Source organism: Stenotrophomonas sp. STEN009, assembly GCF_056760395.1.
In genome coordinates this window covers 21974-48192 of the sequence record NZ_JBRRES010000020.1, presented here as the reverse complement: position 1 = coordinate 48192, position 26219 = coordinate 21974, and the positions used below count along the sequence as shown (strand labels likewise).

Here is a 26219-nt window from a genome sequence, read left to right as displayed (position 1 = left end):
AGTGCGAACGCTCCTCCTGCCCACCGCCTTCGGCTCCGCCGTTGCGGCATCAGGCCACCACCTGCACCGAGTTGTCCTCCACCAGCAGCGTGGTGCTGCCAAAGGTGTACACGTCGTAGGTCACACCATTGATCAACTGGGTGGTTCCGGTGTTGACCGCACCGATGACGTTCAGCACATCGTTGCTCTCGCCGGTGATCTGCAGCGTGTCGTTGCCATCGGTGATCGCCGCCACTTCCGCCGCAGTGAGGGTGAGCACGCTGCCCGAATCTCCCGTGCCCAGATCGATGCGCTCGATGTTGCTGAGCGTGCCCACACCGGCCGAGTTGTAGTCCAGGTCGATCCCATTGGCCAGGATCAGGGTGTCGAATCCAGCCCCGCCATCGATGCTGACGAAGTTGGTGGCGGTGATCTGGATCGCGTCGTCGCCGTTGCCGGCGACCACGTGATCGCCGCTGCCGACGTTGAAGATCAGATCGCTGCCATCGCCGCCGTTGATGTGCTCGGAACTGCCGTTGGCGCCGGACAGTACGTCATTCCCGGATGTACCGTTGACATCGATCTGACCGATGTTCAACGACAGGCCGTTCGGACTCAGCGTGACGCCGTAGGCAGCGCTGTCGTTGCCGTTGGAATCGGTAGATACCAGATTGAAGGATATCTGCGACCCAAGGTTGAGGATATCGGTGATGTTCAACCCGAGCTGGCTGAGGATGGTCGGACTGAGCAGGTTCAGCGAGAAGTTGCCGGAGGAATCGGCCTGGATCGGCAGCAGCTCGACGTTCAGCGCGGGCGTGATCACCCGGATCACAACGCTCGAATCCGGCTCGGTGGTGCCACTGAAGCCAAAGCGCGGACTGAGAGGATTGAGGCTGACGTCCACCCCGAAGTTGCCGATGGTGACCGGCTGTTCGATGCTGGTGCCGATGCCGATGCTGGCCACGTTGCTCGGATTGCCAGCCGGATCACTGCCCACGACCGACACCTGTGCGTTGAGCAGCTGGTCCCAGGTGAAGTCGATATCCAGATCGGTGAGCAGGTTCAGCGACGCCAGGCCACTGTTGTCGGCGGTGACCGTCGCCGTGGCCGTCACACCTCCTACCGTCAGCGTGACCGTCAACTCGGTGCCGGGTTCGGCGGAAATGGTCAGCAGATTGCCGACCAGCGACAGCACCGGGGTTGCGGGTGGAACCGTATCGATGGTGAAGGCTTCCGGCGCCGATGCGGTGCCACCGGCGACTTCGGCGGTGATGGTCGATGCGCCTTCCGGGAACGGCCCCATGCCAGCGGGCGGCGTCAAGGTCACGGTCACCGAACCGGCCGCGATGTCCGCAGCGGTCAGGGTGTGGCTGACATCGGCCTCGTAGCCGTTCTGGCCCGCGAACCTGACGGTGATGACCTGCCCGACCTGCATCGTCGGGCGAACGGTCACGTCGACCTGGATGCCGTCGCCGATTTCCGCAGCATTGATCCACGTGTCGGCGGCCTCCGGCACGCTGATGTCCGGTGGCGCAAGATCGGGGGCATTGATCGTCGCCGGACCGCTGGTATTGCCCGCCAGATCGATCGCCACCGCAGAGATCAGCTCGCCGGCAATCAACGGTGGTGCGAACGGCAGGCTGAAGTTGCCGCTGCCATCCACATTGACGGTGATCGGATTCGCGGTGTCTCCATTGACCACAATCCGGACCTGGCTGTTGGGCTCGGCCGTGCCGCTCAGCAGCGTACCGTCAGCACTCACGCTGAGCAGCGGCGCCGGCGGCGCCACGGCGTCCACCGTGGTGGTGGCCGGGCCGCTGTTGTTGCCCGCCGCATCCTGGGCCACCGCGTTGATCACGGTGCCATCGGGCAGCGGCGCTCCAGGAGTGAAGCTCCAGTTGCCGCTGCCATCGGCGATAGCCTGCCCGATCGGATCGCCGTTGCCATCGGTGAGGATCACCGTGGCACCCGCTTCGGCCGTGCCAGTCATGACACTGCCGTTGCTCGGGTCGATCACCGGTGCCGGCGGCGCCACCGCGTCCACCGTGGTGGTGGCCGGGCCGCTGCTATTGCCCGCCGCATCCTGGGCCACCGCGTTGATCACGGTGCCATCGGGCAGCGGCGCTCCAGGGGTGAAGCTCCAGTTGCCGCTGCCATCGGCGGTGGTTTCGCCGATGGGATCGCCGTTGCCATCGGTGAGGATCACTGTTGCACCGGCTTCAGCGGTGCCAGTGATGACGCTGCCGTTGCTCGGATCGATCACCGGGGCCGGCGGCGCCACCGCATCCACCGCGGTGGTGGCCGGACCGCTGCTATTGCCTGCGGGATCCTGCGCCACCGCGTTGATCACGGTGCCATCGGGCAGCGGCGCACCGGGAGTGAAGCTCCAGTTGCCGCTGCCATCGGCGGTGGTTTGGCCGATGGGATCGCCGTTGCCATCGGTCAGGATCACTGTTGCACCGGCTTCAGCGGTGCCAGTGATGACGCTGCCGTTGCTCGGGTCGATCACCGGGGCCGGCGGCGGCACCGCATCCACCGTGGTGGTGGCCGGGCCGCTGCTATTGCCCGCCGTATCCTGCGCCACCGCGTTGATCACGGTGCCGTCGGGCAGCGGCGCTCCAGGGGTGAAGCTCCAGTTGCCACTGCCATCGGCGATAGCTTGCCCGATCGGATCGCCATTGCCATCGGTGAGGATCACCGTGGCGCCGGCTTCAGCCGTACCGCTGATGACACTGCCGTTGCTCGGGTCGATCACCGGTGCCGGCGGCGCCACCGCGTCCACCGTGGTGGTGGCCGGGCCGCTGCTATTGCCTGCCGCATCCTGCGCCACCGCGTTGATCACGGTGCCATCGGGCAGCGGCGCTCCAGGGGTGAAGCTCCAGTTGCCGCTGCCATCGGCGATAGCCTGCCCGATCGGGTTGCCACTGCCATCGGTGAGGATCACCGTGGCGCCGGCTTCAGCGGTGCCGCTGATGACGCTGCCATTGCTCGGGTCGATCACCGGGGCCGGCGGCGCCACAGCGTCCACCGTGGTGGTGGCCGGGCCACTGCTATTGCCCGCCGCATCCTGCGCCACCGCGTTGATCACGGTGCCATCGGGCAGCGGCGCACCGGGAGTGAAGCTCCAGTTGCCACTGCCATCGGCGGTGGTCTGCCCGATCGGAGCGCCATTGCCATCGGTGAGGATCACCGTGGCGCCGGCTTCAGCCGTACCGCTGATGACGCTGCCGTTGCTCGGGTCGATCACCGGGGCCGGCGGCGCCACCGCATCCACCGTGGTGGTGGCCGGGCCGCTGTTGTTGCCCGCCGCATCCTGCGCGATGGCATTGATCACGGTGCCGTCGGGCAGCGGCGTAGCCGGGGTGAAGCTCCAGTTGCCGCTGCCATCGGCGATGGCTTCGCCGATGGGATCACCGTTGCCGTCGGTCAGGATCACCTTCACGCCGGGCTCGACGGTGCCGGTGATCACCGTGCCGTTGCTGGCATCGAGCGTCGGCGCCGAGGGCGCGACCGCATCGACGGTCGTGCTGACCGGGCTGCTGTTGTTGCCGGCCGCGTCGCGCGCCAGTGCATTGATGACGGTGCCATCGGGCAGAGGCGTGCCGGGCGTGAACGACCAGTTGCCACTGCCATCGGCGATGGTCTGCCCAATCGGAATACCGTTGCCGTCAGTGAGGATCACTGTCGCACCGGCTTCGGCGGTGCCGCTGATGACGCTGCCGTTGCTCGCGTCGATCGTCGGTGCCGGCGGCGCGACCGAATCGACCGTGGTACTGGCCGGGCCGCTGCCGTTGCCCGCCGCATCCTGTGCCACCGCAGTGATCACCGTGCCATTCGGCAACGGTGTAGCCGGCGTGTAGCTCCAGTTGCCGGCGCCATCGGCGGTGGTCTGGCCGATCGGGTTGCCGCTGCCATCGGTCAGGATCACTGTGGCACCGGCTTCGGCTGTACCGCTCACCACACTGCCGTTGCTCGGGTCGAGCACCGGCGCCGGCGGCGCCACCGTATCCACGGTGGTCGTGGCCGGGCCACTCGCGTTGCCTGCCGCATCCTGGGCCACCGCCGTGATCACGGTGCCATCGGGCAGCGGCGTGCCGGGCGTGAACGACCAGTTGCCACTGCCATCGGCGGTGGTCTGCCCGATCGGATCGCCATTGCCATCGGTCAGGACCACCGTCGCGCCGGCTTCGGCGGTACCGCTGATCACCGCACCGTTGCTGGCGTTGATCACCGGCGCCGGCGGCGCCACCGCATCGACGGTGGTACTGGCGGGGCCGCTGCTGTTGCCGGCCGGGTCCGTCGCGATGGCGTTGACCACCGTGCCATCGGGCAATGGCGTGGCCGGAGTGAAGCTCCAGTTGCCACTGCCATCGGCCGTGGTCTGCCCGATCGGGTTGCCGCTGCCATCGGTGAGGATCACCGTGGCACCCGCTTCTGCCGTACCGCTTACCACACTGCCGTTGCTCGGGTCGATCACCGGTGCCGGCGGTGCGACCGCGTCCACCGTGGTGCTTGCCGGGCCACTGGTGTTGCCCGCCGCATCCTGGGCGACCGCAGTGATCACCGTTCCGTCCGGCAGCGCTGTGGCGGGGGTGAAGCTCCAGTTGCCGCTGCCATCGGCCGTGGTCTGCCCGATCGGGTTGCCGTTGCCATCGGTGAGAATCACTATCGCACCGGCTTCGGCGGTGCCGCTGATCACCACACCGTTGCTGGCGTTGATGATCGGTGCCGACGGTGCCACCGCATCCACGGTGATGCTGGCCGGGCCACTGCTGTTGCCGGCCGGGTCCGTCGCGATGGCGTTGACCACCGTGCCGTCGGGCAATGGCGTGGCCGGGGTGAAGCTCCAGTTGCCGCTGCCATCGGCCGTGGTCTGCCCGATCGGAGTGCCGCTGCCGTCGGTCAGCACGATGACTGCATTGGCTTCTGCAGTGCCACTGATCTCGACCCCATTGCTGGGATCGATCACGGGCGCCGGCGGCGCAACGCCATCGATGGTGATGGCCGCCGGCGCACTGTCGACACCCGAAGGACTGCGCGCGATCACGTTGACCACGGTCCCATCGGGCAGCGGTACGCCCGGGGTGAACGACCAGTTGCCACTGCCATCAGCCGTGACCTGGCCGATCGGGTTGCCGCTGCCATCGGTGATGATGACCGTATTGCCCGGATCTGCAGTACCGCTGATCACCGAACCGTTGCTGGGATCGATCAGCGGAATCGAGGGCAGCGAGCTGTCGACGGTGGTGCTTGCCGGTGCGCTGGTGTTGCCTGCGGCATCGGTCGCGGTGACGTTGACCACCGTGCCATCGGGCAGCGGCGTGGCGGGGCTGAAGCTCCAGTTGCCACTGCCATCGACAGTGGCCTGCCCGATCGGATTGCCGTCGCCGTCGGTCAGCGTCACGGTGCTGTTCGGTTCGGCGGTACCGGTGAGGACGTTGCCATTGCTGGCATTGACGACCGGCGTTGGCGGCGCCACCGCATCGACCGTGGTGCTGCCCTGCGGGCCGGTGTTGCCGGCCGCATCCTGCGCGACCGCGTTGACCACCGTGCCGTCAGGCAGTGCCGTGGCCGGGGTGAAGCTCCAGTTGCCACTGCCGTCGGCGGTGGTCTGCCCGATCGGGTTGCCACTGCCATCGGTGAGGATCACCGTGGCGCCGGCCTCGGCGGTGCCGGTGATCGTCGTGCCATTGCTCGGGTCGACCACAGGGGCCGGCGGCGGCAGCGCATCGACGGTGATGGCCGCCTGCGGGCCGGTATTGCCGGTGGCATCGGTGGCGGTCGCCACGATCACCGTCCCGTCCGGCAGCGGCGTGCCGGGAGTGAAGCTCCAGTTGCCACTGCCGTCGGCGGTGACCTGGCCAATCGGATTGCCGCTGCCGTCGGTCAGGATGACCGTGCTGCCAGCTTCGGCAGTACCACTGACGGTGGTGCCGTTGCTGGGATCGATGACCGGCGCCGGCGGCGCACTGGCATCGACAGAGACGGTGGACGGCGGACTGGTATTGCCTGCCGCGTCCACCGCCACGGCCGTGACGACGGTGCCATCGGGCACCGGGGTGGGCGGCGTGTAGCTCCAGTTGCCGCTGCCATCGACGGTGACCTCCGCGATCAGACCACCGTTGCCATCAGTGAGGATGATCGTGCTGTTGGGCTCGGCGGTACCGCTGACCGTGTTGCCGTTGCTGGGATTCAGCACCGGCGTCACCGGTGGCAGCGCGTCCACGGTGATGCTGGTCGCGCCGCTGGTATTGCCAGAGGCATCGGTGGCGGTCGCGCTGACGACGCTGCCATCGGGCAGCGGCGTAGCGAGCGGGAACGACCAGTTGCCGTTGCTGTCGACCGGGGCCTGACCGAAGGGATTACCGCTGCCATCGATCAACGTGACGACACTGCCCGGCTCGGCCGTGCCAGTGAGCGTGATGCCATTGCTCGGGTTGACCACGGGTGCGGCAGGTGCGACGGCATCGACCGTGATCGACGAAGGCGCACTGGTGTTGCCGGTGGCATCGGTGGCCGTGGCGTTGATCACGGTGCCATCAGGAAGCGGCGTCGCCGGAGTGAAGGTCCAGTCGCCAAAGCCATCGGCGGTGACCTGCGCAATGAGATTGCCATTGCCGTCGGTGAGCGTCACCGTGCTTCCCGGCTCGGCAGTGCCAACGATCAGGGTGCCATTGCTGACGTCGAGCACGGGCGCCGACGGCGCCTGCGAGTCGATGGTGACGCTGCTGCCGACGCTGGCGTTGCCGGAGCCATCCACTGCCACGGCGTTGACCACCGTCCCGTTGGGCAGCGGCGTGGCGGGCGTGTAGCTCCAGTTGCCGCTTCCATCCACCGTTACGCTGGCAATCGGATCACCATTGCCATCGGTGAGGATCACCCTGCTGCCAGGCTCGGCGGTACCCGTGACTGCGCTGCCGTTGCTCAGGTTCAGCACAGGCGCGGCCGGTGGCACCGCATCCACCGTGGTGCCGCCCTGCCCGCCGGTGTTGCCTGCCGCGTCGGTGGCGGTGGCATTGATCACGGTACCGTCCGGCAGTGGCGTGGCCGGGGTGAAGCTCCAGTTGCCGTTGCCGTCAGTGGTGGTCTGGCCTATCGCAGTGCCGCTGCCGTCAGTCAGCGTCACGGTACTGCCGGGCTCGGCGGTACCGCTGATGCTCGTGCCGTTGCTGGGAAGGACGACCGGGGCGGCCGGAGCGACCGCGTCAACGATGATGCTGGCGCCGGGGCCGGTGTTGCCGGTGGCGTCCGTGGCACTGGCGTTGACCACGGTGCCGTTCGGAAGCGGCGTGGCCGGGGTGAAGCTCCAGTCACCATTGCCGTCGGCGGTGACCTGCCCGATCGGATTACCGTTGCCATCGGTCAAGGTGACCGTGCTGCCGGGCTCGGCGGTTCCGCTGAGCGTGGTGCCGTTGCTGGCCTCGAGTATGGGCGCGGTAGGCGGCTGCGAATCCACGGTGACCGTTGCCGGCGGGCTGCTGTTGCCTGAGGCATCCTGGGCAACCACCGTGACCACCGTGCCATCGGGCAGCGGCGTGCCGGGGGTATAGCTCCAGTTGCCGCTGCCATCGACGGCGACTTCCGCAATCGGATTGCCGTTGCCGTCGGTCAGCACCACCGTGCTTCCGGGCTCGGCGGTGCCCGTGAGCGTGCCGCCATTGCTGGGCTCCACGGTAGGCGTGGACGGCGCGACCGCATCGACCGTGATGCTTCCCTGGCCGCTGGTGTTGCCGGCCGGATCGGTTGCGGTGGCATTCACCACCGTGCCGTCCGGCAACGGCGTGCCCGGGGTGAAACTCCAGTGGCCATCGCCATCGGCGGTGACCTGGCCGATCGGGTTGCCATTGCCGTCGGTGAGGGTCACCGTGCTGCCGGCCTCGGCGGTACCGCTGATCGTCGTGCCGTTGCTTGGATCGATGACCGGTGCGGCAGGCGCAACGCCATCGATGGTGATCGACGTGGCGGGGCTGGTATTGCCGGCCGCATTCTGGGCCACGGCAGTGACCACGGTTCCATCAGCAAGCGCCGCAGGCGGCGTGAAGCTCCAGTTGCCGCTCGCATCCGCTACCGTCTGGCCGACCGGATTGCCATCGCCATCCGTAAGCAGGATGGTCAGGCCCGCGCCCGCCGTTCCGGAAATCACACTGCCATTGCTGGCATTCACCAGCGGCGCGTCGGGATAGTCGGGCGCCTGCACCGTGACCGGCGGACTGCTGTTGCCGGCCGGATCGGTCACTACCACGCTGATCGTCTCGCCTTGGGTCAGCGGTGGATCCAGTGGCACCGTGAACTGGCCGTCGCCGCCGATCACCACGGTGGCATCGGGCTGGCCATCGCCATCGGTATCCACGCCCACCGTTGCTCCCGGCTCACCGCTGCCGCTGATGCTGCTGCCGTCGTCAGCCACCACCACGTTGCTGGCCGCTGCAGGCGGTGTCGTATCGGGGGCCGTCGCCTGCCCCGGTCCGCTCACGTTGCCGGCGGCATCGACCAGCGTCACGCTGACGCTCTCGCCGTTGGTCAACGGCGGCGACAGGGTGACACTGAATCGCCCATCGGCACCCACCGTTCCGGTCGCATCAGGCTGCCCGTCACCATTGGTATCGACGCGCACCGTGGCACCGACTTCACCGCTGCCGGTAAGCGTCCGGCCGTCTGCACTGAATGCCAGCCCGGTGGGTGCGGCCGGCGGCGTGGTATCGGGTACCGGGGGATTCTGCGGTGGATTCGCCGATCCGCCACCACCACCGCCGCCGCTGTCGGCCAACGCCACCGCTGCGCCGACCGCGGCCAGCCCGCCCAGCACCATCGCGCCGCTGATGCCACTGCCTGCGCCCGCGCCCGCTGCAGTCAGCGACTCGAACCCAGCCAGCGTCTCCTGCGGCAGATAGCTGGCCGCCAACGGCCCATCGCTGGCCACCGCCGGCAGATCGACGGCCACGAGCTTCTTGTCATCCACCAGGAACAGATGGCTGGGCGATTGTCCTTCAGCATAGAAGTTGACGATGCGGACGTTCTCGCCGGTCTTCAGCTGCACCACGAGATCCTGGCCGTCCTTCACGTAGCCGGCGACCTGGTCTGGATCGATGTCCAGTGCGACGTTGCTGCTCTGCTGCAGCGTCACGACATCATTGAGGACGGTGGTGGCGGCGGTATCGGAGCTGATCGATTCGCTTGCCGGGACAACCTTGACGCGGATGGCCATGGGACATTCCTCTCTACAGGCGCACCGCCATGCGCACAACGACGTCACGCACAGCGATCACGCTGGCACGGCGGCACGGAATGGATATGTTTTCGCGCGAAGCCACCGCCAACGGGCAAAACGCCTGCTGCCGGATACGTGCTTCGGAATCTTCAGGCGACCGGATGCAGCGATGCGACGCGCCCGGTCGTGGTGCGATGCAGCGCTACAGCGTGGGCGCGAGATGCAGATGCATGAACGACAATCCTCTTGTCTGGAATCGCCGACGCGCGTTCAGCGACGCGGTCAGGGCCGTCGGACGTCGGCCATTGCTCCCCGTCCGCTGCGGGAGGGTATACACCGCGTCGAAGTGAACGTTCCATGCAGATCGCGTGCATGCGGCCTTCATCGCGCAGGTCGTTGAAAGCTCTGTGACGCAGTTGGCACGTCATTACGCTGGAACACCCGTTTTCAGGGGGAAAAAATGCGATCCCAATTGAAGCTTCAGGCTCGTTTTGCGCAGCGCAAAACGAACGAAGGAACGGTCGGGAGTGCCCGCAGCAGCGCGTGGCGACTCCCCCGTTCCCCTCATCACTACAACGATGACTGCGTTCAGTCCGCTGATCGGGCCTTGTCTGCTTCATCGTTCCACGCGGCCACGCGCGCGCGGGTGTCGGCCAGCATCTTGTCCAGCGCTGCACGATCATGCACGTGGCCGCGCAGGATCACGCTGTCGATCTTCCCGGTCGCGGCGATGTCCTGCAGCGGATTGGCGGTGAGCAGTACCAGGTCCGCGGCCTTGCCCGTGGTCACGCTGCCGTAGCGATCCATCTGCCCGAACCAGGCCGGGCCGGACCGCGTGGCCGCTGACAGGGCCTGGGGCGGTGTCAGCCCTTCCTGCACGAACAGCTGCAGTTCCTGGTGCAGTCCGATCCCGGGATAGTTGAACGAATTGAGGAAGCCGGCGTCGGTGCCTGCAATGATCGTCACACCCGCTTCCTGAAGCATCGGCAGCACCGCGGCCACCTGCCGGTACTGCGCATGCCGCGCCTGGATCTGTGCCGGCGTGGCCTTGGCCGCGCGCTCCACGCGCCACTGGTAGGTGGCACGCAGGCCTGGGCCGATGTAGGCCAGATAGGGATCGTGGGCATGATCGTCCTGGTCGAGGAAGTCGAGAATGCGTCCGCCGTTGAGTGTGGGCGTCACGAACACGCCTCGACGGGCGAAATCACGATACGCGCGCATCGCGGTGTCACGGTCGAAACTGGCATCCAGCTGCCGGTTGGCTTCCGCACGATCGATACGCCCGGCGCCGAAATCGGCTGCAATCCGCGCCTCATCCCTGCTGCCCGCCTTGAACGCATAGTCCAGGTGTTCGATCGACGCCAGGCCAGCATCGACCGCCTGCTCCACGGTCAGTGCCATTGGGATATGGCCCGATGCCCTGAATCCTGCCTTGCGCGCGGCGGCGGCCGAGTACAGGAAAAGTTCCGGTGTCAGCGTACTGTCCGTGATCTTGACGAAGTCGACCTTGTCGCGCTGCAGGCGCGTGATCGCCTGATCGGCATCGGCACGGCTGCCGACTTCGATCGTCCCCTTCCAGACCGGCTTGATGCCTTCGATCTTGGCGCCGGAGCTGAGCAGGCGTGGACCGAACAGTGTGCCGGCGGCGATCTCGCCACGCCACTGCAGCACCTGCTGCGGCAGATCACCCGAACAGTCGCGCACGGTGGTGATGCCATGGGCGACGTACAGCGGCAGCAGTGCCTTGTTCTCTTCGATCAGCGCAGGGCCTCCACCGAAGTGCACATGCATGTCCCACAGTCCCGGAATCAGGTACTTCCCCTGCGCATCCAGCTGCCGGTCCGCGCGCCACTGGCCCTCCAGCCCTGCGTCAGGGCCGACCGCAACAATCGTCTCGCCGCGGATCACCACGCTCTGCCCCGGCAGGGTGCGGGCGTGCTCCACATCGACCACGGTGGCATTGCGGATCAGCAGATCGGCACGTTCGGCTGCAGCAGCGGACAGCGGTGCGCAGGCGAACAGCACAGCAAGGGACAACGGGCGGAAACAGAACATGGACAACATCCTGGTAGGCACGGCCAGCGTGCGGAATGGAAGGAGCAGATATCAGCGTGTCGCGCCATGCTGGCGCAGCAGGGTTTCGATCGCGGCGAATCCGCGCTGGCGCGCATGAGCCAGCGGCGTCACGCCCTCGCCGTCGGCCAGCTCAGGATCGGCGCCCGCTTCGAGCAGCAGCTGCACGATCTGCGTGTGGCGCGGCCCTCCGTCGCCGAGCAGGATCGCCTCCAGCAGCGCCGTCCACTGCAGTCGATTGACGTGGTCCACTGCCACGCCCGCACGCAGCAGCATGCGCACCGTGGTGACGTGGCCACGCTCGGCGGCGGGAATCAGGGCGGTGCCGCCATAACGGTTGGTGCTGCGCAGGTCGGCACCATGGCTCAGGGTCAAGGCCAGGATCCCGTCCAGTCCGCGCGCACCGGCGTACAGATAAGCACTGTCCTGCAGCCTGTCCTTGGCGTTGACATCGGCTCCCGCCTCGATCAGCACGCGCGCCGCGTCCACGCGGTTGCCATGGGTCGCCAGCAGCAGCGCGGTGCGGCCCTGTGCGTCGCGCGCTTCCAAGGCCGCGCCATCGGCCAGTGCCTGGCGCACCGCTCCGGCATCGCCGCGGCTGGCGGCCTCCCGCAACCGCACGTCGGCTTGGCCGGACGGGTCTGCGGCACAGGCCGGAAATGCCACGGCCAGCAGGCACAGCAGAAGCGCGCGCCGTGAGGGCGCAGCCCAGCGCAGGCAGCGGTGTTGCAGGTACATGATGAACCCTCCGGAATCAGTCGGCCGGACGTTGCCGGTGCCTTGGCCGCATGGTAGAAGTCGCCACGGGTATCCAGAAATGAAATGTTCAAATGCAAGAAAGTTCAAAATCGAATAGGTCACTGTTCGAACTGGACCTGCTGCGGGCCCTGGTGATGGTGGCCGACTGCGGCAGCTTCACCACTGCGGCCACCCGCCTGCACTCGACCCAGTCCACGGTCAGCCAGAAGGTGCGTCGTCTGGAAGACCTGGCCGGTCATCGCCTGCTCGAGCGTGGCCATCGCGATGTGCAGCCCACCGACGCCGGCCACACGCTGCTGGGCTATGCCCGGCGCATGCTCGACCTGAACGAGGAAATGGCACAGGCGTTGGCGGGCGCCACGGTCGAAACAGCGGTCCGCATCGGTGTGCCCGAGGACTTCGTCAACGCGCAGACCACGCGCATGCTGGCCGCTTTCAGCCGCCGCCATCCGCAGGTGAAGCTGGAGATCAGCAGCGGCCTCAGCCGCGATCTGGCCCATGGCTTCGATCATGGCGAACTGGATCTGGTCCTGGTCAAGCAGCGCCGCAACAGCCGCCAGGCCGTGCATTGCCGGCGTGAACCCATGCACTGGATCGACAGCCTGCGCAGCGGCTGCCTGCTGCAGGAGCCCCTGCCGCTGGTGACCTTCCCGCCGCGCGGACTGTACCGCGACGAAATGATCCAGGCGGTCGAAGCACTCGGCCTGCGCTGGCGCATCGCCTTCACCAGTTCATCGCTCAGCGGCATCCAGGGCGCGGTTGCCGATGGCATCGGCATCAGCCTGCTGCCGCGCCGGGCAGTGGGCCGCGGACACCGCATCATCGACGGCGAACGGAACCTGCCGGTGATCGACAACTACGAGATCGGGCTGCTGCACCGTGGCGACGCCGATGATGCCGTGCGTGCGCTGGCCAGCGAGCTGTGGCAGCAGGTGCAGCGCGAGCCGGTATGAGCCCGTTCGATGAATACCGCCGGGAACCGCCGGGAGCAGGGGCGCGGCGGGTGCGCCGTACACAGCGCTGAACGGGTACCATAGACACCTGTTTCCGCTGTGATGCCGCATGGGCCCGTCCGACCGCCACGATCGTATCCGCCGCTGGCAGGCCGCTTCACTGCTTGCCGCCGCGCCGATCGCCAGCCTGTCCGCCAGCGATGCCGTCGGCGCTCCGCCGCCGCAGGCACCGCCTGGCCAGCAGCGGATCGCCCCGGCGGCGCTGGTCGAACGGCTGCATCAGCGGGTGCTGTCCGGGCAGAGCGCCACAGCCACGCTGGAAAGCTGGTGTGCCGAACAGGGCCTGGCCCAGCAGGCCCGCGTCCGCGCGGTGCGCATCCATGGCGATGACAAGCAGGCCCCGGCCGAGGTGCTGCAGGCACTGGGCGCCGACTCCAGCGCCGCGCTGCGCTACCGCCGCGTGCAGCTGGTGTGCGGGAACCGCGTGCTGTCCGAGGCCGACAACTGGTACCTGCCCGGCCATCTCAGTACGGCGATGAACCAGGTGCTGGACAGCACCGACGAGCCTTTCGGCCGCGTGGTCGGCCCGCTGGGCTTCCAGCGCGAGACCGAAGCCGACCAGACCTTCTGGCCCCCCCGTGGCGAGGGCGACCACGGCATCATCCTGGAAGTACGCGCCTTGCTGCGCGACCGCCAGCAGCAACCTTTCAGCTACGTCATCGAATCCTATCTGGTACAGGCGTTGCCGTAAGCGTGATTGCGGATGGCTGTGACGACTGTCCGCGCGTAGTGAAGGCACCAAGCGACGCCTCTCCGCTCGCCGCAGACGCGAGTCGAAGAGGCGCCCCACCTGCGCTGCTCAGTTGAAGCGGTAATCCATCTCCACCCAGAACTGGCGGCCATAGGGGTCGTAGTTGCCGACCGGATAGAACGGCCAGCCCCCCCCGTTGCGGTCCGCCGGCGGCCGGCTGTTGCGCAGGTTGTTGACGATGACACCCAGCGACAGGTTGTCTCCGAAGGTGCGGAACACGCTCGCGTTGTACGTCATGTACGGTCCGATGCGGCCACTGCCGTCGCTCTTCGGCAGCGAGCCATAGCGGTTGCCGTACACCGTCGCGGTCCAGTCACCGCGGCTCCAGGTCACGCTGCCGTTGACCTTGCTGCGCCACTGCCAGTCGTCGAGGGAATTGCGGATGTCACGCACCTCGTCATCGGCGAACTGCCGGTACTCATGCTCAAGCACGACGGTGTAGGCCAGGCGCGTGGTGAAGCGCCCCGCCCGCCCGGCATCGAAACGCCAGTTGCCCTTCAGATCGATGCCGCGCACGGATTCGGATGCCGCGTTGATCGGATTGATCAGCACCCGGGTGACCTGGTCCGGCTGCACCGCCGCCGTGGAAGGATTACGGATCACGCGGGCCAGCGCGTCCTGGCACAGCGGCGAACCGATATCGCGCACTTCACCGCCCAGGGTACGGCCGAGGCGGCAATCGGCTTCGTCGCGCAGGATGCGGCTGCTGTCGAGATTGGTCACCTCGTTGTCGATGCGGATGTCGTAGTAGTCCGCACTGAAATCCAGGCTTGCCAGCGGCGACCAGACCACACCGAAGCCGTACGACTTGGCGGTTTCCGGTTGCAGCTGCGGATTGGCGCGGTTGCTGAAGTCGATGGACAGCCCGTTGAAGTCGCAGTCGTCATACGGCTGACCGGCGGTACGGCACCGCCAGTAATCGGTCATGCCCGGGTTGTAGCCGCGGGTTTCAGTGGCGAACACGTAGTTCATGTCCGGCGCACGGAAACTGGTGGCGGCCGTGCCACGGATCAACAGGCTGTCCAGCGGGCGGAACTCCACGCCGAAGCTCCACGTCGCCTTGCCGATGTGTTCGCCTGCGGCCCGGTACTGATCGTAGCGGCCCGCCAGCGTGGTGGTCAGGCGCGGCAGCAACGGCAGCTGCAGTTCGGCGCCCACCGCATAGCGATCACGCTCTCCTCCTGCGCCAACGCCGGCACTGGTGTTCCAGAACTCTCCGGTTCCCAGCCGCGGGTCCGGTCGGTTGCGATACCCCTGGCTGCCGGCCTCGACCACGGCCGCCAGCGCCGCGTCTCCCCCGGGCAGTTCGAACAGGCGGCCGTTGACGCTGGCGCTGAAGGTCTGCAGCCACGCCGCATTGCGGCTCTCCTGGTAACCGGACAACTGCCCGTACTCGTCCGGCGTCAGCGGCTGATAAAGCCGTGCCGGATCCGGCGCGTAGACTTCCACCCCGTCGCGCACGCCCAGCGTGGGGCCGAGCAGGTATTCGTTGATTCCCGCCAGCAGCACCGGCCGCCGCGTCCGGTTCTCGTAGCGCGAGCGGCTGTAGACGGCCTCGTAGTCCCAGTCGCTGTCACCCAGCTGGCCGCGTACACCGACGTTGAACGACCACGACTTTTCCAGGAAGCGATTGGCGTTGCGCGGCAAGCCGCCCACTTCTTCCGGTGCGAACCGGCGATACCAGCTCTCCAGTTCACCACTGTTCTGGTTGTAGAAGTAATTGCGTGCGGACGTCCAGGTCGGGGCACGGGTATTGTTGTAGATGGTCGCGCTGCCCACGGCGAGGTCGGCGAACAGATCGGTCCGTTCGTCCAGGTGGAAGGTCAGCAGGCCATAGCCATCGAGGTTGCGCTTTTCAGTCTGCACGGTCCAGTAGCTGGCGGCGGCCTCGTTGCTGCCGCAGTAACTGCCCAGGCGCGGATTGGTGGCGCGGAACACGCTCCCGCCGTAGATCCCGGAAGCGGCATCGCAGCCGTCACTGCCCGGGTCGATGTTCCTGCCGGTGGCTGCATTGCGCCGATAGGCGATGGCCGTGGCCTGCGGGACCGTGCCACGCGGATCATCGTCCAGCGAGTCCATGAAATCGCGCTGGCGTGCGTGGATGGCCTTGCGGATTCCCAGCTCGAAGCCGAACACGCCTTCCCATCGCTCACCGGCACCACCTCCCACCACCTGCACGCGCTGGTTGTCTCCCCCGCCCTGCTCGGTACCGCCGGCACGAACGTTGATGTCCACGCCGTCGTAGCGCTCCTTGAGAATGATGTTGACCACGCCGGCGATGGCGTCGGAACCGTACACGGCCGAAGCGCCGCCGGCGAGCACTTCGATACGCTCGATGAGGGCGCTGGGAATGTTGGCCAGGTTCACCACGTTGACCGAGCCTTCGTAGGCCAGCGGGTAGTCGGACTGGCGACGACCGTTGACCAGCACCAGCGTGCGGTTCGGCCCCAACCCGCGCAGGTTGATGGTGTTGGCGGCCGGGGTGAAGGTATTGCCGTAATCCTCGCCCTGCACGTTGCCGGTGTTCTCGGTCAGCGCACTCAGGGCGTCGAATGCATTGCGGTAGCCCTGTGCGTCGATCTGCTCCCGGCTGATCACGGTCACCGGCGACGGCCCTTCAACGCTGGCGCGCGGAATGCGCGAACCGGTGACCTTCACTTCCTGCAGCGATGTAGGTGCGCTTTCCTGCGCGAAGGCGGGCAACGAGGCCAGCATCAGGGACGACAGCGCGAGCACCAGCGGACGATGGCGCAGCGCCTGGGGAGAGGCGGACATGGGCTTCCTGGGGGAGTTGGACGATTGGACGGGACGCGGCGGCCTGTGCGCGCATAACGATCCCGTAACGAAAGTGTCCCGAACGGACAGTTTCAGCGGAAATGACCAGGCCTGATGGGCTTATGCCGGAACCTGATAAGTGACACCGCGCGCTGACAACGTGCGTTTTACAACATTCTTGATGGTGTGGCGGCGCATGTACGGGCATCGTCAAGCCATGACGACCTGTTCCTTCGGCCCTCCGATTCCGCCGCTCCGCCCCGTGCTGCGCCAACACCTTGTGCAGCTGCAGGCGGCCCCGATCACCCTGCGCCTGTTCAACCGCGCCGATCTGCCACGCTGGCGCGCCTTCGACGATCGAAGGAGCCGCGGCATCTTCCGCCCGTCAGGCGTCGACGAGGAAGCGCGCTTCCTGGCGGGCGTCCACCGTTCGCGCCTGCAGCAGGACAACGACCAGCTGCTGCTGGGCGTGTTCGATGACCGGCACGGCATGCTGCATGATCAACTGCAGATCCAGCTGCACTCCGCCCACGCCCGTTGCGCCGAGCTGCGTTCAATGCAGCACAGCCACGAGCATCCCGCGCAGGCGTTGCAGGCGCTGTGCCCCTTCCTGTTCGACCAGGTCGGACTGCATCGCGTGTTCACCCTGCTTCCGGTGGCCAGCAGCACGCCTTTCGTCGATGCACTGCGCTCGGTGGGGTTCGAGCACGAAGGCCTGCTGCGTGATCACCATCTGGATATCGATGGCTGGCAGGACCGGCAACTGCTGGCCTTGACCGCGCCGCGCTGGCGACAACAGGTCCGCCCGGACTAGCGGACCCGCTCCAGCGCCGCATCCGCCCCGGTCAGTACCGAGCACGCATGGTCCTGCAGCTCCTCACCGCTGGCCTCATTGCCGGTCGCGGGATCCAGGCGGGTCGCCAGCAGAATGAAGCCGGGGCCTCCCAGCACATTCTCGCGGCCCGCCACCACCAGGCTCCATTGGCCGACATCGGGCAGCCCGCTCAGGTCATAGGCGAGCAGGTTCAATGGATTCGCACGCAGTTCTGCTCCCGGCAGCATGCGCGCAACGTAACGATGGCCACGCAGCGGCACGGGCAACGCCGCCCACTGCATTCCGACCGCCGGGGCGTGCGTGTCCAGCGCCTGCAGCACATCGGCGCGCAGGCAGTCGATGTGGATGTGAAGCTGATGCTGGGAACGGCCGTGCGGCGAGTTCAGTGCAAGGCTTGCGACAGTGCGCGGCAGGGGGCGGCCCAGCGCCTGTTCGGTATGCCCGCGGGCCTGCCAGGCAGCCGCGAAGTAGTTCGGCGCACCGCGCTGGTACAGCACAGCGCTCTCGATGCCACTGACCTTGTCCAGTGGCATCAGCAGGAACTGGTAGTCGCCATGGGCGTCCTTGATGAGCACATCGCGGCGGGCCGCGGTCGCGTCCCGTTGCAGGCAGGCGCCACGCGGCACATCGGCACCGCGGCAATCGCGCTCGATCAGCCTCCACAGCGCATCCGACGGGACCGGAGCCGGCGCAGGCGCGCTGGCGCAGGCCGCCAGCAGCGAACAGGACAACAACAGGATCAGGCGGGTCACGGGTCTCACAATCGACGGCACGGCCAAGGGCTGCGCCGGCCAGTGTACCCTGCCCCCTCAGCCGGGCACGGCTTCTCGCGTATCCGCCGTCTCCTCGACCTTGCCGGGCGTGTACTTGGTCGCGCCGAAGTACAGCACCCGCCATTGGCTCAGGTTGCCGATGAACCAGTGCGCCACCGAGTCATGACCGTACCCGTCGAAGAAGGTCTCCACGTCCGGCGGCAGCAGGGTCGTATTGTCCCAGGATTCCAGAGTGACCCGCTCGGCCATGGTCAGCGTTCTGCCGCGCTCCCGGCGCCGTCGCAGGCTGACGATCTCGTCCAGCAGCGTGTCGTTCTCCTTCTCCAGCCCCCGGCGCTGCTTGCGTACCGCAGAGAGCTCATCGTTGCGCGCCTTCAGCTCGTCTGACACCCGGTTCCATTCGGCGGTCTTCTCCGCATTGCCCTGGTCGGCCAGATGCAGGTTGTCGTTGTCCCAGGGCGATGGCAGCTGCGACTGCCGTCGGCGCAGCGTGCGCACCTGTTCGCGCAGGGCCTCTTCGCGTGCAGCAAGCCGCTGCATCGACGGCAACTGGTCACCACGTGCCACGCGCACGCGCAGCCAGCGATACAGCAGCTCCATATGCGACGCCTGCACGTCCTCCATGCGTCCACGCTTGACCCGCACCGCCTGCAGATAGGCGTTGAACACCGCCTGCAGTTCCGGATCCTGCTTGTCGAACTCAGCCTTGACGTGCTGTTCCAGGCGACTGATCGGGTTGAGCAGCACCCCCCTGGCCTGCGCCATGTCATACATCTCGTTCAGGGCAAAGCGCGCGATGCTGTTCCGGCGCCCCTGGTGCTGGGGATCGTAGCCACCGCCCACGTCCGAGTGCACACCCGGGAACCATATTTCCACCGTGTTGGCGGGGTATTGGGCATGCTCGCGGGTGGAATCCAGGGGGAACTGGCCGCGCAGCTCATGGGCGGCGGTCATGTGCACCGACTGCTCCACGATCTCCGGTATGGTCATGCCTTCAGCCCATCCGGTATGCCCATTGCGGTAGTTCACTGCCGCCGCCGTCAGGCTGGGCCACACCGAGCACACCGTATCGAACACGCCCATGAATCCGATCCGCAGCGGAATACGCTCGCGGTACAGCCAGGTGCCATCGGCCTGGCGTCGGCAGCGCGCGGCCAGATCGCGGGCGAACGCGCGTGCCGAAGCCGCTCCGCGCGAAAAGCCCAGTACCGACACGCTGACCACCAGGATGCGCATCGGCTCGGGCTGGCTGTCTATCAGCTCGTCCAGCGACTGCAGCGCGAAGTCGATGCGCTCGCGCCCGCCCTTGCCGATGGACAGCCCCAGCAGCCCCCCCTTATCACCGACCTCCGGGCACGGTGTTCCTACGCCGGACAGGTACTGCCGTTTTATGTTCCGTGTGTCGTCCCTGTGCGCGATGAACAAGCGGGCGATGTTCGACAATGCGCGCTCATTCTGGGCCTTGTTCAGCTCCTCATCGCGATTGTTGCCGGTGCCATCGAAGAATACGGCCAGGTGCAGGCTCTGCGTGCATCCCGTAGTGGCCGCTTCCTTGTCGGGCACGGTGCCACACATCGCCTCCTGGCGACGGCGGCGCTCGGCATCGCTCAGCGGACGTGTGCCGCGGGCCAGTCGCGCAGTGCGTGCCGTGCCCTCAGCCTGGGCGACCGGATCCGGGGTGCCCGGTTCAAGATCCACCTGCCCGGGAATCGCGGTCGGATCAATACTGGTCATGGTCCTTGTGCTCCTTCGGCACTGGCATGCGCCGTACGTCCCACTTGTTCACGCCCTTGTCCAGCAGCTCGGCCTCGACATGGCCGTCCGCATAGAAGTGCAGCAGCAAGGTGGCCGGGTTGGGCGGATAGGGCGTCTTCAGCGGTACCACGGCTTCACGCGGCACGCGGTGCCCTTCATCCAGATAGCGGTTGGTGGCCAGATCGTATCGGTTGGCCTCGATCCAGCGCACGCGCACGCTGTGCGGCCCCTTGCCTCGTGGCGCGCGGGGGCCCATGCCGGAACCACCGTTGGTGTACCCGTCCAGCCCTCCGAGATACTGCCCGTCGACACGCACGTCAGCGAGGTAGTTCGGACTGTAGTTGAAGGCGAACAACGACATGATCGGCGTCTTACCGCGTGCCATCGCCCGGCTGCAGCCGACGCCCATCAGCAGCAGTGCGATCACCGCCAGCGCGCTCCACCACAGGTACTTGTTGCCCATCATTCCGATCGCGCTCCGTTCAGTCCCAGCTTTCTTCAAGCGGCCACACTTCGTCACCGATATCGGCAGCGCTGCGCCGCCCCGCCGCGAAGTCCTGCAGGCGAAGCCGCCATGCGGGATCCTCGCCAAGATCGACGCCGGCCAGCAGCGCCCAGGTCGACACCATCACCAGCCGTCGGCTGTCCTCGATGCCGACGTCCGCGGCCGTGGCCACCACCCGTCGGAAGAAGGTATACCAGCGCGCACGGGGAAGCCGCGCCAGCAGCTCCGGATCGGAGAGCTGGAAGTGATCGATCAGCGTGTAGGGGTAGCTGGCATCGATCAGGGCGTGCCGCTGCGCCGCCTCCAGCACCCAGGGAGGATCGTGCGGATCCTGCACGCTGTCCTGCAATTCCAGGTGCGCCCATTTCAGATCGTGGCGCAGGTACCACCAGCGCTCTCCCAGCGCCAGGAAGGCCCGGCACTGCGCCGCGTCCAGCACCTGCACCCACCATGGCAGCACCCGCGCGTCGAAGAAGCGGGCCAGGAACAGCTTGCCGTTCGGGTAGCTGGCGTCCAGCCGTCTCTGCAGCCGCTGCTGCAGCTCTTCCGCAGGCAATGCCGTGTCGATCAGGCTGAGCAGGCCCGGAGAACGCGCGTACGACGCCGCACGCTGCAGGAAACCGTCAAGCTCCAGGCCACGCGGCAGGCGCGCGAGGAACACGCTGGCGTCATCCGTGCCATCGGCCAGCAGGCCGTCAAACAGGGGCAGCGGCGCCCAGGGCAGCGCGCGCAGCAGTTGCAGGGGCTGCTCGCACTGCGCGCCATCAAGCAGAACGTAACGCTGGGTGCCCTCCTCCAACGGCGGTGGCGAGAACGGTGGGAACTGCCAGTCGTTGGCCACGCTCAGCCTCCCTTCGGTGTCAGCGGGGCTGCACGCTGTGCGGCCAGCAGCAGGCATTCCTTGCAGACCGACTGCGGGAAGACCGGCAACGGGTAACGGCCGCGATCGCCGGGCAGGAACGACTTGCGTCCGGCGTGCACGGCGATCCTCCCGGGTGCGTTGAACACGATGTTGCCGCCGCTGAGGGTGATGCTGGCCCCGCCTGCGGTGGCCACCTGCACCGTCCGGCCCGCAGCCACCTCCACGGCACCCTGTGCGCTCGTGCCCCGCAGCGACTGCCGCGACTGCACGCGCACCTCATCCTGTTGCGCCTTGACGTCCAGCACCTGTTCGCCGCTGGCCAGGGTCAGCGCCGGCTCGCCCGGATCAGCCCCCTCCAGTGTTGCGGCCAGTACGCCGATGGCCTGCCGTCCATGCCAGCGCGCCTGCCCCATCACCACGGCCTCGCCGTGCTGGCCGCTGCCCAGTGCCAGTGTCTCGCCCGGCGCCCAAAGCAGCCCCTGTCCGGCCACCATCAGCGCACCATCAGGTGCAGCCAGGCCCAGCAGGGCATCGCCGGTATGCGGAACGCGGCCCTCGCCGGCATCACCGCTGCGTTCCGGCGCCGACCCGGCCGCTTCCTGCAACGCGTTACCGGGCACCGTGCTGCGTACGCTGGCCAGCAGCACCGGCAGCGGTGACTGCGAACCGTCCAAACGCGAGCGCTGCGGCGATTGCACGCCGACATGCGCGGCCGGCCGCACTGTCAGATGCGTACCCGCCGCCGTAGCATGGCGGCGGGCCAGCGTGGCCAGCTGCTGCAGCAGCGCAGCAGGCTGTGCCGCCGCACCTGCCGGTTCGGCGCTGCGGCGGGCATAGGCACTCAACCAGAGCCCGCCTTGTCCGCGCACGCTGCCCCAGGCGTCGCTGCGCAACTCGAATCCACTGCCGCGGAAGCTGCCTCGATGGTTGTCCGCCTGATGGCGCAGATGTCCCAGCGTCAATGCCGAAGCCTGCTGGCTGCTGGCCAGCTGGGCCCGCAGCTGCTGGTCGCTGTCGTCGAACAGCAGACGGTTCCAGCCGGCCCCCTGCCACTCCCGTGATTGCACGCCCCACAGCGCACCGGCGTTGCGGTGTGCCTGCTCTCCGGTCGCCGCCGCGTGCCACGCAGGCGCCTGGCCGCCCCCGAGGTTGGCCTGCGCACTGCCGGTGCCATCCCTCGCCTGTGCGTACATGGACGTATCGGCCTCCGCGCTGGCGCCCGCCGGGGTCGGCGCGATGCCGCCTTCGCCGCGCCCGTTGTACAGCGCGCCCAGCACCAGCGGCCGGTCGATGTCGCCCTCGAGGAAGCCCACCAGGACTTCCTGGCCGATGCGGGGCAGGAACTGGCTGCCCACGCCCGGCCCCGCATAGCGCTGCGCGACGCGCAGCCACGCGCTGTCCGTGCTGCCCTCTTCCTGCTGGAAGTGGAACCGCACGCGGATCCGTCCCAGTGCATCGGCGTGCAGCTCGGCGCCGTCGGCGCCCTGCGCCGCCACCACGACCGCTGTCTGGTAGCCCGGCGCCAGCGGCCGCGGATTGCGTCGCGCGCCCGTGCCGTCCCAGAGCGTTGGACGCCAACGCCGGTCGCGGGGCAGCGCGACGAATGTCTGTGCGTAGCCCTGCGTCTGGGCAGCCACCTGCAGCGTGTCCGCGGTGGCGGCGGCATCGTCCATCGCTGCCAGCGCCTGGCGCAGATCCACCGGCAGGTTGTTGACCCCGGCGTGCTCGACGTCCACCAGCAACAGTTCGGTCGGCACCGGCCCCGGCGTTCCGCTCAATGACCAGACCTGGCCGGCATCGCCGCTGCGCACGCTGCCACGGCCGTGCCACTGCAGTGCCTGCGCCTCCAGTGCCTCGGCGACCAGCCGAGCGTGGTGCTGCAGCTCGGTCGCGTCGGCAAAGGCATGCGCGCCAACCGGGTCGTAATCCTCGCGTCGCGCCTGCCCGCTGCCCTGCACCGGCAACTGGCCGGCCAGCGAGCGCGCACTGCGGTAGTCGCTGCTGTGCAGCTGCACGTGCGTGCTCTGCAGCCGCCGTTGCAGGCCAAGCTGCTGCACGCCGTCACTCTGTTCGGTGCCATCGGCGCGATGGAAGCGGATCCCTCCCGCCGACTGCGACGCAGCGGCTTCCGGCAGGAGGGTCGAATCGGCGAACAGCAGCACGCCGTGGCCGGCCGTCGCCTCCCCGGTATCCTGCACGCACCAGCCCAGCCCTTCTTCGGCCAGCAAACGCTGCACGAAGGCCAGGTCGGTCTCGCGGTACTGCACGCAATAGCTGCGCGGCCGGGATGCGGCCAGCATCCCGTCGACCTCATCGCTCCAGCGCCAATGCGCATGTTGCGGGTGCATCTGGAACACCGCGTCCACGATCTCGCGCACGCTCTGTTCCTGGAACACGCGGCTGCAGCGGGCCTGGTCGAGCCACCAGGTCCAGTCACGCAGCGTGATGCGATAGCGCACCAGTCCACCGTCAGCGCCCACGCACTGCGCATCGGCGATCACGCCGTGACGCGGCCAATCCTGGCCATCGGCCAGGTGCACATGCAGGCATGCGGGCCGCCCCGGCCAGTCAGCCAGTGGCAGCGATGCGTCCAGTGCGAGTATGTCGACCTGCAGCTGCCGCCCCTGCGACAGGGCATCACGCCCGCGCCAACGGTCGACAACGACCGCCGGCATGCCGGGGAGATCCAACCGATACAGGCGGCTGCCGGCATCAAGACCCGCTGCCTGCACCATGAGGTTGCGAATCGCTTCCATGGCGTTCCTACCGTTGCTGCCCTCCGCGACGCGGCGGGCAGGTCCTTCCCCTGTAGGGCGACGGTAGCAGATGGAAAACGGCGGCGCACGCGACCGCCGTCACGCCGGATTAACGTTCCGGATCAATAGGTTCCGTAGGACACTTCGACGATCACCGGCTTGCCTGTGTCTTGTGCCGGTTGCAGGGTGAAGCGGTCCAGCGCGCTGCTGTCATCGCCCAGCGGCGTGCTGCGGAACTGCAGGCGGTAGGTCGCCCCTGCCTGCACGCTGCCATCGGGCAGCAGGCGTGCGTCGGCCGGAAGCAGCAGGCCGCCCAGATCGCTGTAGGCCTCCGGCGCATCGCTGAACCCGTAGTCGACCAGTTCGCCAACGCGGCGCATTTCGTACACCCGCGTCGGCCAGGGGCGGGCCGTGCTGCGGCCGTTGCGCAGGTCGGTCACCCACTGCTCTGGCAATTGATAGACCTTGCGCAGTGCGGTGTCATCCAGCTCGGCACTGGCCACCTGCAGGCAGCACACCAGCCGCTTGCTCTCGCGGTCATACACCGAGAAGCGCGCATCGCGTGCGACCGGCGTCGGCAGCAGTGCGAACGGGATGTCGCGCAAGGCGGGCTCGGCACCATCGCGGGAGTCCAGGTTGCGCCAGCCACCAAAGGCTGGTTCGGCGGCCTGTGCCAGCGGCGCCGCCAGGCACAGCGCCACCGCAAGCCCGCCGGCGGTGCGTCCGATCCACTTCTGCATGTCGTTCATCCGTCGATGGCCGGTGGCCAATCAGTTTCGTGAGGATGCCATGAAGGTGCGACGCCCGCCACGTCGGACAGCCCGGCTCGTTCAGCCGGGCCGGCGCTCGCGGGTGAAGGCGGCCGCTACTGCATGTACTGCGTGGTGTGGCCGGTGAATCTGACACCATCGAATCCGAAGCAGAAGCGGCCCTCTTCGAATGCCCGGTAGACGAGCAGTGCGCCGCTCACGCAGAACGTGTCGCTCTCAGCGGATGTCTCCACCGTGCCATAGGTACGCGCGCCCTCCTTGCCCACCAGCGGGCCCGAGAACGCATCAATGGGCAACGGATACACGGTGCCGTCGCGGCTGTCGATCAGCACGATGGAGCGCTGGAAGTACTCCTTGCGCTCATCCAACTGGGCCAGGATGTAATGCCGGTTGAAGTTCGGCACCTGGGTAAGGATCGCCTGGTCGATCTGCGCGCGATGCTGCGCATCACAGAAGTCCACCGGGCTGTACTCGTACGCGCAGCCGGAATGAGGTGAGAGCATCCTGACGCCGGCATATCGTGCGCTTCGCGCTGTAGATGCAGGCACTTCCTTCGTCTTGGTGGCCGCCCCCATTGGCGGCACACCTGCAGCTGGGTTCTGCGATGAATTCGGCTTCCCGGTGCAAGCGGCGACCGAGAGCAGAAGGCCGAGCAGCAGCACAGGCTGCAGTCCACGCCAGACACCGGTGTTGATCTCCACCATTTCTCCGTTCCAGGCCTTCGACAAGAAGCGCGCGAACCACCGACGTAGCCTCAACCTTTGGCTTGTTCGGGCCATCGCCTTCCCTTCTTGATCAGGCCCAATCGGGCGCACACATCAACTGCGACTTCTGTGCGTTGCCGCCCTGGGGACCCAGCACCGGCCTTTCGCCGCGCCGGCTGCGCGCGTCATCGGCAAACTCAGACCCCAGCGCCATGCGGATTCGCGCACGCGCCTGGTCCAGTGGCAGATCGATCATGATGCCGATGGGTGTGGGTGCGGTTCCCAGATGGGCAACGACCCTGTAGACCGGCAGGCCATGGAAATCGGCGTTGACGCAGAAGTGCGCCATCCCGAACTCCTCATCGCGTTCGCAGGGTTCGGGCGCGTGCAGGGCCAGGTATGGATTCGCGGGCTGGCCTGATTCAGTGCTGAGGTACCAGCCCTTCGGCTGGCAATCCAGCAATCCGTCGAAAAGCGTTTCAGTGCTGTCCGGATCACCCGGCAACGGCGGCTCCGCCTTCGCGGCATGGGCGTCTGCCTTTGCCTCGATGGAGGCCTGCGCGCGGCCGGCGGTGTCTGCCTGCTCGATATCCTGTGAGGTGGTTTGCCGGCATGCCACCAGCGGCAGCACAAGGCTGGCCAGGAGCAGCTGACGCAGCGCAGCGGGGCGCTGACGATTCACTGACCTGCTCTGATGCATG

Annotated in this window: 15 protein-coding genes; 3 read left to right on the top strand and 12 right to left on the bottom strand. The window is 67.4% G+C overall.

Annotated features, from left to right (window positions below):
- Nucleotides 1–49: 49 nt before the first annotated feature.
- From ACVOMM_RS11080 to ACVOMM_RS11070, 3 genes are all read right to left on the bottom strand, one after another.
- Entirely contained in the window at nucleotides 50–9184 is a 9135-nt protein-coding gene (locus ACVOMM_RS11080) for an Ig-like domain-containing protein (RefSeq protein WP_481526247.1), read from the bottom strand.
- Nucleotides 9185–9775: 591 nt separating this feature from the next.
- Nucleotides 9776–11242: an amidohydrolase family protein gene (locus ACVOMM_RS11075; protein WP_481526246.1), complete on the bottom strand. Its 1467-nt coding sequence runs from the start codon at nucleotides 11240–11242 to the stop codon at nucleotides 9776–9778.
- A 51-nt stretch (nucleotides 11243–11293) separates the two neighbouring features.
- A complete protein-coding gene (locus ACVOMM_RS11070) occupies nucleotides 11294–11998 on the bottom strand; it encodes an ankyrin repeat domain-containing protein (protein ID WP_263174620.1) in 705 nt (234 codons plus the stop codon).
- Between the two features lie 92 nt (nucleotides 11999–12090).
- Here ACVOMM_RS11070 and ACVOMM_RS11065 point away from each other — a divergent pair, with 92 nt between their 5' ends.
- Together ACVOMM_RS11065 and ACVOMM_RS11060 are read left to right on the top strand one after the other, a co-directional pair.
- Complete coding sequence (locus ACVOMM_RS11065) at nucleotides 12091–12972, top strand: LysR substrate-binding domain-containing protein (RefSeq protein WP_164151820.1); 882 nt, start codon at nucleotides 12091–12093, stop codon at nucleotides 12970–12972.
- A 109-nt stretch (nucleotides 12973–13081) separates the two neighbouring features.
- A complete protein-coding gene (locus ACVOMM_RS11060) occupies nucleotides 13082–13723 on the top strand; it encodes a hypothetical protein (protein ID WP_481526245.1) in 642 nt (213 codons plus the stop codon).
- A 108-nt stretch (nucleotides 13724–13831) separates the two neighbouring features.
- Here the strand turns inward: ACVOMM_RS11060 and ACVOMM_RS11055 are convergent, their stop codons facing one another.
- Nucleotides 13832–16558, bottom strand: coding sequence for a TonB-dependent receptor plug domain-containing protein (locus ACVOMM_RS11055; protein ID WP_053518373.1), 2727 nt, complete (start codon nucleotides 16556–16558; stop codon nucleotides 13832–13834).
- 262 nt (nucleotides 16559–16820) lie between these two features.
- Here ACVOMM_RS11055 and ACVOMM_RS11050 point away from each other — a divergent pair, with 262 nt between their 5' ends.
- Entirely contained in the window at nucleotides 16821–17372 is a 552-nt protein-coding gene (locus ACVOMM_RS11050; RefSeq protein WP_309250431.1) for a GNAT family N-acetyltransferase, read from the top strand.
- On the opposite strand, the gene ACVOMM_RS11045 is transcribed toward ACVOMM_RS11050, so the two are convergent.
- The 8 genes from ACVOMM_RS11045 to ACVOMM_RS11010 all read right to left on the bottom strand — a co-directional run bounded on the left by ACVOMM_RS11045 (nucleotide 17369) and on the right by ACVOMM_RS11010 (nucleotide 26149).
- The gene (locus ACVOMM_RS11045; RefSeq protein WP_180875322.1) at nucleotides 17369–18145 is read right to left on the bottom strand and encodes a CDP-diacylglycerol diphosphatase; all 777 of its coding nucleotides are present in this window, start codon (nucleotides 18143–18145) and stop codon (nucleotides 17369–17371) included. The two genes, ACVOMM_RS11050 and ACVOMM_RS11045, sit on opposite strands and share 4 nt — an antisense overlap.
- 57 nt (nucleotides 18146–18202) lie before the next feature.
- Nucleotides 18203–19900, bottom strand: a complete 1698-nt coding sequence (locus ACVOMM_RS11040; RefSeq protein ID WP_481526244.1) for a T6SS phospholipase effector Tle1-like catalytic domain-containing protein — start codon at nucleotides 19898–19900, stop codon at nucleotides 18203–18205.
- The gene (locus ACVOMM_RS11035) at nucleotides 19887–20387 is read right to left on the bottom strand and encodes a DUF3304 domain-containing protein (protein WP_065182772.1); all 501 of its coding nucleotides are present in this window, start codon (nucleotides 20385–20387) and stop codon (nucleotides 19887–19889) included. The genes ACVOMM_RS11040 and ACVOMM_RS11035 overlap by 14 nt, the downstream gene beginning before the upstream one ends.
- A 16-nt stretch (nucleotides 20388–20403) precedes the next feature.
- Nucleotides 20404–21267, bottom strand: coding sequence for a DUF4123 domain-containing protein (locus ACVOMM_RS11030; RefSeq protein ID WP_193395925.1), 864 nt, complete (start codon nucleotides 21265–21267; stop codon nucleotides 20404–20406).
- Between the two features lie 2 nt (nucleotides 21268–21269).
- The gene (locus ACVOMM_RS11025; RefSeq protein WP_481526243.1) at nucleotides 21270–24044 is read right to left on the bottom strand and encodes a type VI secretion system Vgr family protein; all 2775 of its coding nucleotides are present in this window, start codon (nucleotides 24042–24044) and stop codon (nucleotides 21270–21272) included.
- Nucleotides 24045–24166: 122 nt separating this feature from the next.
- Nucleotides 24167–24784 carry a decarboxylase gene (locus ACVOMM_RS11020; protein ID WP_262100764.1) on the bottom strand — a complete coding sequence of 206 codons (618 nt, stop codon included), beginning with the start codon at nucleotides 24782–24784 and terminating at the stop codon, nucleotides 24167–24169.
- A gap of 125 nt (nucleotides 24785–24909) precedes the next feature.
- A complete protein-coding gene (locus ACVOMM_RS11015) occupies nucleotides 24910–25317 on the bottom strand; it encodes a hypothetical protein (RefSeq protein ID WP_197601132.1) in 408 nt (135 codons plus the stop codon).
- A gap of 292 nt (nucleotides 25318–25609) precedes the next feature.
- Nucleotides 25610–26149 (bottom strand): hypothetical protein, encoded by a 540-nt coding sequence (locus tag ACVOMM_RS11010; RefSeq protein ID WP_481526242.1) that lies wholly within the window; start codon nucleotides 26147–26149, stop codon nucleotides 25610–25612.
- Nucleotides 26150–26219 lie beyond the last annotated feature (70 nt).